Origin of the sequence: Microbacterium enclense, from assembly GCF_001456955.1 — a bacterium.
Taxonomy (GTDB): domain Bacteria; phylum Actinomycetota; class Actinomycetes; order Actinomycetales; family Microbacteriaceae; genus Microbacterium; species Microbacterium enclense.
Map to the genome: position 1 here is coordinate 77876 of NZ_KQ758467.1, position 12476 is coordinate 90351.

9 protein-coding genes are annotated in these 12476 nt (G+C 73.2%); 4 read left to right on the plus strand and 5 right to left on the minus strand.

Annotated elements, in window-relative coordinates; translation table 11 throughout:
• Positions 1-74 precede the first annotated feature (74 nt).
• Positions 75-932: a PhzF family phenazine biosynthesis protein gene (locus tag AS029_RS00360; RefSeq protein WP_058230639.1), complete on the plus strand. Its 858-nt coding sequence runs from the start codon at positions 75-77 to the stop codon at positions 930-932.
• Between the two features lie 151 nt (positions 933-1083).
• Here AS029_RS00360 and AS029_RS00365 read toward each other — a convergent pair whose 3' ends face one another.
• The 3 genes from AS029_RS00365 to AS029_RS00375 form a co-directional block, all read right to left on the minus strand.
• A complete protein-coding gene (locus AS029_RS00365; RefSeq protein WP_058230640.1) occupies positions 1084-4077 on the minus strand; it encodes a molybdopterin-dependent oxidoreductase in 2994 nt (997 codons plus the stop codon).
• Positions 4078-4237: 160 nt separating this feature from the next.
• Complete coding sequence (locus AS029_RS00370; protein ID WP_058230641.1) at positions 4238-5062, minus strand: FAD binding domain-containing protein; 825 nt, start codon at positions 5060-5062, stop codon at positions 4238-4240.
• A 2-nt stretch (positions 5063-5064) separates the two neighbouring features.
• Positions 5065-5679 carry a pyridoxine/pyridoxamine 5'-phosphate oxidase gene (locus AS029_RS00375; RefSeq protein ID WP_058230642.1) on the minus strand — a complete coding sequence of 205 codons (615 nt, stop codon included), beginning with the start codon at positions 5677-5679 and terminating at the stop codon, positions 5065-5067.
• Positions 5680-5786: 107 nt separating this feature from the next.
• Here AS029_RS00375 and AS029_RS00380 point away from each other — a divergent pair, with 107 nt between their 5' ends.
• On the plus strand, positions 5787-6809 hold the full coding sequence (locus AS029_RS00380; RefSeq protein WP_058230643.1) for a methylenetetrahydrofolate reductase C-terminal domain-containing protein: 1023 nt from the start codon (positions 5787-5789) through the stop codon (positions 6807-6809).
• A 546-nt stretch (positions 6810-7355) separates the two neighbouring features.
• On the opposite strand, the gene AS029_RS00385 is transcribed toward AS029_RS00380, so the two are convergent.
• A complete protein-coding gene (locus tag AS029_RS00385; RefSeq protein WP_058230644.1) occupies positions 7356-8060 on the minus strand; it encodes an SDR family NAD(P)-dependent oxidoreductase in 705 nt (234 codons plus the stop codon).
• Between the two features lie 213 nt (positions 8061-8273).
• Here AS029_RS00385 and AS029_RS00390 point away from each other — a divergent pair, with 213 nt between their 5' ends.
• Together AS029_RS00390 and AS029_RS00395 are read left to right on the plus strand one after the other, a co-directional pair.
• Entirely contained in the window at positions 8274-9326 is a 1053-nt protein-coding gene (locus AS029_RS00390; RefSeq protein WP_058230645.1) for an alpha/beta hydrolase, read from the plus strand.
• A gap of 155 nt (positions 9327-9481) precedes the next feature.
• On the plus strand, positions 9482-10858 hold the full coding sequence (locus tag AS029_RS00395) for an amidohydrolase family protein (protein WP_058230646.1): 1377 nt from the start codon (positions 9482-9484) through the stop codon (positions 10856-10858).
• A gap of 302 nt (positions 10859-11160) precedes the next feature.
• On the opposite strand, the gene AS029_RS00400 is transcribed toward AS029_RS00395, so the two are convergent.
• Entirely contained in the window at positions 11161-12381 is a 1221-nt protein-coding gene (locus AS029_RS00400) for an MFS transporter (RefSeq protein ID WP_058230647.1), read from the minus strand.
• Between the last annotated feature and the right edge of the window lie 95 nt (positions 12382-12476).

Below are 12476 nucleotides of genomic sequence, written 5' to 3' on the forward strand. Positions count from 1 at the left end.
CGGCGCACCAGCGAGGGCCACCGACCACGGACTGGACCTCGCCGCTCCCGCCCCCGCTCGAAGAGGATGGCTTCATGACCGACGCTCCCGGCATCCTGCACCTGCTCGCCTTCGCCGCCGAACCCGGCGGCGGCAACCCCGCGGGGGTCGTGCTCGACGCCACCGCGCTCGACGACGCGCAGATGCAGCGCATCGCGACCGACCTCGGACACCCCGAGACGGCATTCGTGACCGCCCGCGACGGCCGCCGCGTACAGGTGCGGTACTTCTCGCCCGATGACGAGGTTCCGTTCTGCGGGCACGCCACCATCGCGACGGCCGTCGCGCTCGCCGACGCCGACGGGCCCGGCGCGTTCGTGTTCGACACCGTCGCCGGGCGCGTCGACGTGACGACGGAACGGGGCGAAGGCGGACGCATCGTCGCCGGCTTCACCAGCGTCGAGCCCCACGTCATCGATCTCGAGCCCGAGGTCGCCGGCCGCCTCCTCGGCCTTCTGGGCCTGTCGGCCGACGACCTCGACGAACGGATGCCGCTGGCGCAGTCGTTCGCGGGCAACCTGCATCCGGTGGTCGCGGTGCGCGACCGGAGCACATTCGACACCTTCGGCTTCGAGCCCGCGCCGATGCGGGCCCTGCTCGACGAGCGCGGGTGGAAGGGCACGGTCATCGTGGTGCACGTCGACGGCGACCTCGTCGACGGCCTCGTCGCCGAGGCTCGCAACCTCTTCCCGGTCGGCGACATCACCGAGGATCCCGCGACGGGTTCCGCCGCCGCCTCGCTCGGCGCGTACCTGCGCGACCGTATCGGCTTGCCCGCACCGTTCCGCTTCACCGTCCGTCAGGGGCGGCACATCGGCCGGCCCAGCGTGCTCGAGGTGGAGGTTCCGCCGGTCGGTGGCATCCACGTCCGGGGCGGGGCGACGCCGCTCTGACCGCACGCACGACGGCACGACGGGCATCCGCGGGGTCGACTGCGGGGAGTGCCTCTCCCGACCTTCTGCTCGAGGGAGCGAACCGGTCCGGCTCGCGGGCTCGGCGGCCGGTGATGGTCGCGCTCTCAGCTGCGGCTGGTCTCGATTCGCATCACTCCCCGCCCGCCAACCTCCACACGCGATCCCGCGAGAACGGCAGCTCGTACCCCCGCCGCCCGAGCGCGCGCGACACGGCGTTGCCGATCGCCGCCCCCACGGGGTTGTAGGGCGACTCGCTCATCGACTTCGCGCCGAACGGTCCGAGGCTGTCGTCGGTCTCGGCGAAGTACACCTCGGTCTCGGGCACATCGGCGAACTGCGGCACCCGGTAGGTGCGGAACACGGGGTTCTGCACCACGCCGTCTTCGACGGACACCTCCTCGTACAACGCCCCGCCGAGTCCCTGCGCGGCGCCGCCCTCGACCTGCCCGCGGCACTGCGCCGGGTTGATGACGACGCCGGCATCGGCCGCTTGCACCGACTGCAGCACCTTCACGGTGCCCGTCTCGGGGTCGACCGCGACGCGCGCCGCGTGCACGTTGAACGCGAGCGAACGGAAGTCGCCGAACTCCGCCCCGTCGGCGGTGAGACCCTCGGTGGTCGCATACCCGGCGGGAGCGGCCGCGACGATCCGCTCCCACGTCACCGTCTCGCCACCCACACGGACCCCGGATGCCACGAGCTCGACATCCGTCTCGTCGAAGCCGGAGGTCGCCCGGCCGGCCACCTCGGTTTCGTCGGCGGGGAGGCCCGCGGCATCCCCTCCCGCCAGTTCCGACGCGATCTCGACCATCCGCCGCCGCAGCGCCGTGCAGGCGCCGAACAGCGCCTTGCCCGCGACGACCGTTCCGGCCGAGGCGAAGGCGCCGGTGTCGTGCCGCACCGCGTCGGTGTCGGCCGCCCACAGCTCGAGACGATCGAGGGGGGCGTCGAGCACGGTCGCGGCGATCTGCCGGTGCACGGTGGAGGTGCCGTTGCCGAACTCGGCCGTGCCCACCCGCAGCAGGTAGGTGCCGTCGGGTCGCAAGGTCGCGGTCGTGTGCGCGATGTGCCCGCGCGGGGCCATGGTCGCGATCATCGCCGCCGCCATCCCCTCGCCGACGAGCCAGCCCTCGGAGGCATCGACGCCGTTGCCGCGCTCGAGGGCGTTCTGCGCGAGGTCGAGGCACTGGTCGAGGCCGTAACTGCCCCAGATCAGGTCTTCCTCGTACTTCTCGTCGTCGTCGGGGTGCAACGGGTCGCCCTCGCGCACGGCGTTGATGCGGCGCAGGTCGAACGGGTCGATGCCCAGCTCGACGGCCAGGGCATCGAGCGCCGACTCGACCGCGAACACCACCTGCCCCAGGCCGTAGCCGCGGAACGCCCCCGACGGCGGGTTGTTCGTGTACACCGCTTCGGCGTCGATCCACTTCACGGGCACCCGGTAGAGCGTCGTCGACTCCGCGCACGAGTGGAACAGCACGCCGATGGCGTGATTGCCGTAGGCGCCGGTGTCGCTGAGCACGTCGAGCTTCATCGCGGTGAGGGTGCCCCCGGCATCCGATCCGAGGGTCACGCGCACGCGCATCGGATGCCGCAGCGACGCGCGAACGAACTGGTCGGTGCGCGAGAACTCATAGGCGACCGGCCGGCCGAGCTTCAGGACGGCCAGGGCCGTGAGGTCTTCGGTGAACAGCTCCTGCTTGCCGCCGAAGCCGCCGCCGACGCGGGACGCGAAGACGCGCACCCGGTCTCGGTCGAGGTCGAAGATGTGGGCCAGCTCGTTGCGCGCGAGGAACGGCACCTGCGTGGAGGACCGCACGACCAGTCGCCCGTCGTCGTCGAGCCATCCCACCGAGCCGTGCGTCTCGAGCGCCGCGTGGGTCACGCGTGACGAACGCCATTCGCCCGTCACGGTCGTGTGGCTGGCGGCGAGCGCCGCGTCGACGTCGCCGCCGTGGCCGGTGTGGAAGCCGGCGACGACGTTGCGCCCCGCTTCCATGACGCGCTCCTCGGGGGTGCGGTCGGGGTGCAGCAGCGGCGCGCCGGGCGCGCGCGCCTCGTCGGGATCGAAGACGGCGGGCAGCACGTCGTAGGCGACGACGACCGCACGGCATCCGGCATCCGCTGCCTCCGCCGTCTCGCCGACCACCGCGACGACGCGCTGTCCGACGTGGCGCACGACGTCGTCGAGCATGCGCGTGTCGTCGGGGTCGTCGGTGCGGTGCTCGTGGCGGCCGGTCGAGTAGCGCACGTCGGGCACGTCTCGGTGGGTGAAGACGGCCACGACGCCGGGGACGGCGAGGGCCGCGGCGGTGTCGATCGACACGATCCGCGCGTGGGCGTGCGGCGAGGTCACGACCCGCAGCACGAGCGGCGGGCCACCGGGGACGGGCTCGTCGAAGGTGAACGGTTCGCGGCCCTGCACGATGCGGCGCGCGGCCTCGGGAACGGTCGAGCTGCCGACCCGCCCCGCGCGCGCTCCTGCGTCATGACCGGCGCACGACCCCGCGGCGCCGTCGCCCGCGCACGACTCCTTCGGTTCGGCCCGAGCGGGGGCCGCGGACGTCTCAGCGTCGTGGCCGGTGCACGGCTCCTGCACGCCGGTCCGGTCGGGCGCGGGGGAGACCTCGAACGCCGCTTCTGCAGGAGTCGTGCGCACGGTCGCACAGGCTCCGCCCGTCTCGCGCACGGGCCCCAGCACCGACTGCCGGATGGCTTCGCGAATCGGCCGGTACCCGGTGCACCGGCAGAGATTGCCTTTCATGCGGCGGTCGAGGTCGCCGAGGTCGTCAGCGGTGAGGGTGGATGCCGTCACGCTCATGCCGGGCGTGCAGAAGCCGCACTGGAAGCCGAAGCCGTTCGCCAGCGCCTCCTGCACGGGATGCAGCTCGTCGCCGGGGGCGAGGCCCGCGGCGGTGGTGACGACGCGGCCGTCGAGACGCATCGCCGGGACGATGCACGAGTGCGTGGGCTCACCGTCGAGCAGCACGGAGCACGCCCCGCAGTCACCCGCGTCGCAGCCCTTCTTCACCTCGACGTGGCCGGTTTCGCGCAGGAGCGTGCGGGCGCACTGGCCCGGCTTCGGCTCCGCGTCGATGGGGATGCCGTTGACCTGGAATCTCACGCGATGGCTCCTCGCCGGGGGCTTCGTCGACGGTTGGTGTGCCGCGCTCCGGTGATCGTGTCGGGGTGGGGCGGGATGCGGTGCGCCACAGGCTTCGCGACGGCTGTTCTTCCGGATCGCGGCACGGCCTCGACCCGCCTCCGGCCCCGCCCGACCGCGCTCACGCCGCGACCTCGCGCGCGAAGCCCTGCCGCACGCGCTCCGCGAGCACGACGCTCACGCCGCGTCGCCAGTCGGCGCTTCCGAGCGGGTCGGTGTAGAACCCGGGGGCGCTGGCCACGGCATCCCGCAGCTCGCCCGCGCCGGGCAGGCGCCCGAACCGGATGACGCGGGGCCGACGCACCGCCGCGGTCACCACGAACACCGCGGCGCCGTCGGCGTCGACGCGGGCCGTGACGACCGCGCCCGAGCGGCCGAGCTCGGCCAGGGCGATCTTCTGCAGGGCGACGCGGCCGGTGAGGGCGCGCATCGGCACGTCGAGAGCTCGCAGCACCTCGCCCGGCGCCAGCGAGGTCGCCTGATTGTCGATGACGAGGTCGGCGACGGCGATCCGGCGCTCGCCGCCGTCGGGCGTCCACACCAGGGCCGTGGCATCCAGGGTCGAGAGCATCGCGATCATCGCCCCGGCGGCGAAGGCCTGGCAGACGTTGCCGCCGACGGTGGCGGTGTTCCAGATCTTGAAGGATGCCAACAGCGCGTCGGCCGAGGGACGCGCGAGGGCCAGCGACGTCCAGGCGGCGGGGGCCTCGTGCTCGACCCACGCCAGCAGGCGCGCGATGGTGCAGGTCGCGCCGATGCGCAGGCCGTCCTCGGTGAGCTCGAGGTCGGGCCAGCCGAGGGTGGTGAGGTCGACGAACCCGGTGGTCCCGGGCTGGGGCTCGCTCATCAGCCAGGTGCCGCCCGCGATGACGACCTCGCCGGGCGACAGTGCGAGGTCGTCGCGGGTGCGGGCCGAGCGGAACGAGGTGACGGTGGTGATGTCCATGCTCAGCCCGCCAGGATCCGGCCCGACCAGCGCCCGTCGGTGAGCGTGTACTGCTGGCGGACGCTCTGGCCGAGCATGTCACCGCGCCAGAAGGTCAGCGTGAGGGGGCGCAGGCGGAAGCCGGCCCACCGCTCGGGCGGGTCGAGCACCGGGTGGGCCTCGTCGAACTCGGCCCAGAGGTGCCGTCGGTCGTATGCGGGGAGGCGGGCGTTGTCGTGCGTGTTCAGCCAGGCCAGCAGTTGCAGGTAGCGCGAGCGCTGGCGGTAGATGTCTGCGGCGGCGGCGCGGCTCGTGCGCTCCACGATCCCCCGCACCGTCACCTGGCGGCCCAGTTCGGGCCATGCCACCGACATGGCCGCCACGGGGTTCGCGGCCAGTTCGGCGACCTTCTCGCTGCCCGAGTCGGTGTGGAAGTACAGGCCCGTGGCATCCCGATCGCTCACCAGCACGTGTCGGAGAGAAGGGATGCCGTCGCGGCCGATCGTCGAGAGCGCCGCGAGCGGACGCAGCTCGCTGTCGTGCGGCGGCAACCACCGAACGAGCAGTGCGAGGGGGTCGGCGACGAGCGCGTCGATGTCGTCGACGTCGGAACCGAACGACGTGCCGGCCGTGATCATGGGTACCTCCGGGAGGCTGCGGGTATCGCCGAGGGTACGGAGCGCGCGTTTCCGTGATGTTGCCGCTATGAACATTCGCCGAAACACAGCGTTCCTACACTCCCGCCATGACCCTGCTGCCCCTGATCGACGCGTGCCCGAAGCACATGGAGTACGGACCCTGCGGCGGCGTCGGCTTCGACGGCTCGTGCGAGATCGACGCCGCGCGCCGCTGCGCGTTCCTGCACCGTCCGACCGTGCCCTGGACGGGTGTCGACCGCTCGACGGTGCCGTCGCCGGCGCCCCGCACGACGGCGGCTCGTTCGACACTCGAGGCTCTCGGCACGGCAACCTGGGTCGTGGCCGACCTGCCGGCGCGGGCGCTGAGCGTGGCATCCATCGACGCGTGCGCGGGAGTGCTCGCCGGAGAGGTGGATGCCGTGCTCGCCGGCGACGCGGGAACCGCGCGGGTGCAGTTCCCGCCGGCCTACCGTGCGCACCTGCTGCAGCGGCGGGGGCTGCGGGTGTGGACGGGGCTCAACATGCGCGACCGCAATCGCGTGGCGATCGAGGGCGAGCTCGCGGCCCTCGCCGTCGAGGGGGTAGCCGGGGTGCACTGCGTCACCGGCGACCACACCCGCACCGGACACCGACCCGACGCGACGCCCGTGTTCGACCTCGACTCGACCGAGGCGAGCGCGCTCGCCCGGGCCGCGGGGCACGTGGTGTCGGTCGCGGCATCGCCCGCGGCCCCTCCCGTCGACCGCCGGGCGGCGCGACTCCGCGAGAAGCAGCGGGCGGGTGCCGACGTGTGCTTCGTCAACCACGCCGGCGGCGCGGGGCCTGTGCGCCGGTTCATCGACGAGGTGGGCGACGGCATCCGGTACATCCCGTGCGTGCCCGTCGTCGTCGACCACGCCTCGGCCGACCTGCTGGAGTCGTTCACGACGCTCGTGCTGCCCGAGGGGTTCATCGAGCGCATCCGCGGAACGCGTGACCCGCGCGCGGAGGGCATCGCTCAGGCCGTCGCGCTCGCGGAGCAGATGCTGGCGATCCCGGGCGTCGTCGGTGTCAATCTCTCGGGTGGTCGCGACGGCGCGGAGGAGTCGTTCGCGGAGGCGCTCGCGGAGGTGGCGCGCCGACTGCGGTGACCGGGGGCGGCGGGCACGGTGCGGCGCCGGGTCGGCCGGACGCGCCGGGTCGGCCGGACGCGCCGGGTCGGCCGGTTGCGGTGGCCGGGTCGAGCCGGGCCGCGCGGACCCTGCGGCCGCTGTGTGCCTCGCTCCGGAAATGCGGCGGTTGGCGGGCGGCGGTGGCGCGTGTTTTCGCGGGTCGGGACGGGGGTCGGGCGGTTTCTCCGGAGCCCGGCACGCGGTGGCGCCGGGTCGGCCTGTTGCGGTGGCGGCGCGGGTTGCCCGGTCAGGGTCGGTCTGGGCCGTGCGGGGTGCGATCGTGGCGCGGGGCGCGCGGCCGCTGTGTGCCTCGCTCCGGAGATTCGGCGGTCCGCGGGGCCGGTCGCCCGTGTTTTCGCGGTCCAGACTGGGGAGCCGGGCGGTTTCTCCGGAGCCTGGCACGCGAAAGCGCTGGACTGCCTGACACGCGAAAGCGCCGGACTGACTGGCACGCGAAAGCGCCGGCCCGCCCGGTCGCGGCGGCACCGGCCCGCCCCGGCACGCGCCAACGGCGGGCCCGGCCGGTCAGTGCATCAGCATCCCGCCGGTGACGTTGATCGCCTGACCGGTGAGGTAGGCACCGGCGGGTGACGCGAGGAAGTGGGTCACTCCGGCGACGTCCTCAGGTACCCCGAGTCGTCCCAACGGCGACTTCGCGCTCCATGCCGCGATGTCGGCCTCCGACCGCGTGTCGGCGCCCATGTCGGTGAGCACGTAGCCGGGGCAGACGGCGTTGACGGTGACGCCGTGGCATCCCCATTCCTGCGCCCCGGCGCGGGTGAGCGCGACGACCGCGGCCTTCGAGGCGGCGTAGTGGGCCTCGCCGCCGCCGCCGAGCTTCGCGGCCATGCTCGCGATGTTGACGATCGAACCGCCGCGCGCCTCGAGCATGACCGGGGCGACCGCCTGCATCGCGACGAGGGTCGCGCGGGCGTTGATGTCGAGCACGCGGTCCCAGTCGTCGACGGTGATGTCGAGCAGTGGGATGTGCTGGAAGATCCCGGCGCAGTTGACCAGCACGTCCGCCCCGCCGAGCATCGCGATGGCCTCGCCGACCGCGCGTCGCGTGTCGAGAGGATCACGCAGGTCGACGGCGACGAAGACGGATGCCGCAGCGGTGGGCTCCCGTCGGTCCAGCACCGCGACCCGGGCGCCGTCGGCGAGGAAGCGTTCGACGATGGCGGCGCCGATGCCGCCCGATCCGCCGGTCACGATGACGCGCTGAGACATGGCATCCCTTCTCCACAGGCGTCGGGTACGCCTCCAGCCGCACGCTACGGCCGCGGGTGATCGCGCGCGCGACACCGGTGTTTCCGCGGCGTAACGCTTGTGCGCCCGCGGCAGCTCGGCTGCGTGCGGTCTCGTACGCTCGGGTCTGCCGTCGTCGCCGTCAGCCCGATGCGACGCGGTGGATCCCCGACCCCCGACGCGAGAGAGACCCGCGTGACCGACGCCGTGCACCCCGCCATCACCGATCCCGCCGTGCGTGCGCACCTCGCGCGTCTCGCCGCGCAGGTGGGCACGATCCCCTCGGGAGCGACGGATGCCGAGGGCGATGACTCCGCAAGGGTCGCGGAACTGCGCGCGAACCCGTCGTGGGTGCGCCTCCCCGACGACGAGATCGTCGAGTCGATCGACATGGATGCCGACGGCCTCGCGCTGCGCCTGTACCGTCCGCGCGCCGGTCACCGCGGGACGCTCGTGTTCGCTCACGGCGGCGGCTGGGTCGCCGGCACCCTCGACAACAACGACGCCCTGTGCCGCGCGCTCGCCGCCGTGACCGGTACGCAGGTGCTGAGCGCGGACTATCGTCTGGCGCCCGAGCATCCGTTCCCGGCGGGACTCGACGACCTCGACCGCGCGCTGCGCTTCGCCGCGAGCGGGGCGGACGGCTTGGTCGATCCCGCTCTGCTGGGCGTCGCCGGACACAGCGCCGGCGGCAACCTGGCCGCCGCGCTCGCGTTGCGCTCGCGCGAGGGCCGCGCTCCCGGCATCCGGTGCCAGGTGCTGCTGTGTCCGGTGCTCGACGCGCCGGACCCCGACCGGCCGAGCTATCGCGCCCACACCGAGAACCTGCCGCTGACGGCGAAGGGGATGCAGTGGTACTGGCGGCTCTACGTGCAGGATGCCGGGGACTCGGCGGCGCGGTCCCTCGACGCGGCCCTGGCCGACGGCGCCGCGAGCCCGGTGCCCGGTGGAGCGACGGCCACGACGCGGGGAGGGTGTGGAACGGCTGCGATCGTCCCCGTCGAAGCCGCGCCGCTGCGCGCCCCCGACCTCGCCGGATCCGCCCCGGCGGTGATCGTCGCGGCCGCCGTCGACCCACTCTCGGACGAGGCCGAGGAATACGCCGACCGGCTCGCAGCATCCGGAGCCCCCGTCGAGTTCGTGCGGCGCGAGGGCGTGCCGCACCTGTTCCTCGTGTTCCCGTCGACGCCGGCGCGCGACGAGGTGCTGACGCAGATCGCTCCGGCCGTTCGCCGGGCGTTCGCCTGAGCGGCGCGCACCCTCGTCCCACTGGTGGTGGGTTGCGGGCTGCCGACCGGCCATTCGTGGGACGCGCACCGCGACAAGTGAGACGAGCAGGCCCGCAAACAACCCGCCCCACGCCCGGAACACCGCGGAAACACGCCATTGTTACCGTCATCAACATGTCGCTCCTGGTCACGAACGCACGTCTCATCACGGTACCCGCGGGCACCGACGACCCCGGCTACATCGAGCGCGGCTACATGCTCGTGCGAGACGGACGCATCGCCGCCATCGGCGCCGGCGACCCCGACCCGGGGATCACGGCCGACGAGATCCTCGACGTCGACGGCAAGTTCGTCGCGCCCGGCTTCGTGTCGTCGCACAGCCACCTCTTCACGAGCGGCTCGCGCGGCCTCGGCGTCGACCAGACGCTCTACGGCTGGTGCACGTCGATGTTCAGCGTGCTCAACAACGCCTCGCCCGACCAGATCTACTGGGCCACCCTGCACGGCTCGCTCGACTTCCTCGCCAACGGCGTGACCACGGCCTACAACTTCACCGACCCGCTGCTGCCCTGGGAGCCGATGGTCGAGGGCAAGCGCGCCGACGGCGGCGGCATCCTGCGCGATCACTCCTGGCACACCCGACAGGCCGACGGATGCCACGACGCGGGGCTCCGCTTCGTCGACTCGATCGCGCTGGATGCCACCGTCGGCACCGACGACGAGATCTTCGCCCGCTTCGAGGCCTCCCTCGACCACGTGCTCGCGATGAACCCCGACATCGCCCTCGGCGCCTCGATCATGGGACAGGTGCAGTGGTCGACCCGGCCCGACGCCGCCGAGATCGAGGTCGCCGTCATGGACCGCTTCGGCGTCACCAACCAGGCGCACTTCCTCGAGACGTACGAGGCGATCGAGCACCAGCAGACCAAGTTCCAGCTGTACAAGAACGCCGGCGCCCTGCGCCCCGGCATGATGTTCGGCCACTTCATCCAGACGACGCCCGAGATCATTCAGGATGCCGCCGCCGGCGGCGCCAGCATGTCGTGGCAGCCGGCGTCGAACGGACGTCTGGCGTCGGGCATCGCCCACGTGCCCGAAATGCTCGACCTCGGTATGAAGGTCGGCATGGGCCTCGACGATCAGGCCTGCACCGACGTCGCCGACCCGTGGCAGAACATGCGGATGGGCATGTTCATGCAGCGCGCCCGCACCCACGATCCGCTGTCGATGATGCCCGAGCGCGTGCTGCGCCTGCACACCCTCGGCGGGGCCGAGATCATGGGGGTCGACGACCGCGTCGGCAGCCTCGAGGTGGGTAAGTTCGCCGACTTCGTGGTGGTCGACCCGCGGCTGCCCGACGTCGGTCCGCTGTGGAACCCCGTGCGCAGCTACGTGCTGGCCTGCGGCCTGCGCAACCTGCAGCAGGTCTACGTCGGCGGCAAGCTCGTGAACGAGAACGGCGTCTCGACCAACCCGCTCGCCGCCGAGGCGACGCACGTGCTCCACGAGGAGCTGCCGGCCCTGGCCGAGGAGTTCGGCGTCATCCTCTGACCCGCTGCCCCTCGGGGCCGCCGCCCCAGCGGTTCCGACCCGCGCACAACGGCGGATGCCATGCCCGACCCGCCGCGCCCCGACCGTGCCGAGTGGGCGTGTCGTCGCCGAGACCGGCTCGTCTCGCGAGCCGAATGGCGGAGTTCGTGCCCGACACGCCGCCGTCGGCCGGCCCCGCACGGCGTGTCGGCGACGACTTCCGCCGTTGTGCACGCCCGGCCGGCCTTGGCTCAGCCCTCGCCGCGTCGCGCCACACGCAACAGCGCCTCACCCGCGATTGTGCACGTCCGGCACGCCTTGGCTCAGCCCTCGCCGCGTCGCCCCACCCGCAACAGCGCCTCACCCGCCGCGGCGACCGTCGCCGCACACGCGAGCGACACCGCGATGGTGATCAGCGCCGCGGCCGGGCCCGTGGCATCCAGAGCCGCCCCGGCGATCACGCCGCCGATGGGCACGCCGAGCGACATCGCCGCGGTCGGGTAGGCGAGTGTCTCGGTGACACGGCCCTCGGGGGCGCGAGCGGACGCCACGAGGATGCCCGACACCATCACCGGCGACACCGCCAGTCCGAGCAGCAGGATCACCCCGAACAACACCGGAGCCGAGCCCTGTGCGAAGGGCAGCCCTACGGCGACCGCGGCGGCCAGGGCCGCGAAGCCGATGTAGCGGGCCGCGGGCGAGAGCTTCCAGGTGCGCGCTCCCGTGACGACCGATCCGATCGCGATCGCCACGGCCAGGGCGCTGAAGGCCGGGCCCGCGAGCCAGGGTCGCTCGCTCATCTCGGCCCACCCGACCAGGCTGACGTCGAAGGCTCCGAACATCCCGCCGAGCGCGATGCAGGCCACGGCGATCGGAACCACGCCGGCCGGCGGCAGCACGATCCCGCGCCGTGGCCCCCGCGGCGCGGGCGCGGGCTGCGTCCCGCGTTGCGCGGCGAGCCACACGCCGCCGACGACGCCGAGCGCCAGCGACCCGAGCATCGCGATGGCCGGGTCGACAGCCGCGGCCACGGCGGTGATGGCCGGTGGCCCCGCGATGAAGACCATCTGGTCGGCGATGGTCTCGAGCGCCAGCGCGGGCGTGCGCTGCGCGGGCGGGGCGAGCACCGTCCACCGCGCGCGCACGGCCGAGGTCAGGTCGGGGGTCGACGCCCCCGTCGCGAGCGCGGCGACGAGCCAGGTCCAGAACGGCGCCCCCGTCAGCACGAGGGCGAGCAGGGCGGATGCCGCGAGCACGAGGCATCCGAGCGACACCACGATGACGCGCGCCTGGCCGTGCCGATCCATGCGCGACGACCACAGCGGGGCGGCGATCGCCATGCCGATCACGAGCGGGGCGACGACGATCCCGGCGGAGGCGAAGCTGCCGGTCGCGGCCGAGACGAGCAGGATGATGCCCAGCGACAGCGTCGCGCGGGGGAACCGCGCGAGGATGCCCGCCGCGACGAAGCTCCGCGCCCCCGGCAGGCGCAGCACCTGCCCGTAGGCCCGGATGCCAGAGGCCTCGGCCGTCTGGCTATTCACAGCATCTCCTCGCGCTCGCGTGCGACACAACGCAGGAGATCCGCCGACCACTCCGCCGCCGACGCCGCGAATACGTGGCGCCGCGAGCCGTCCTA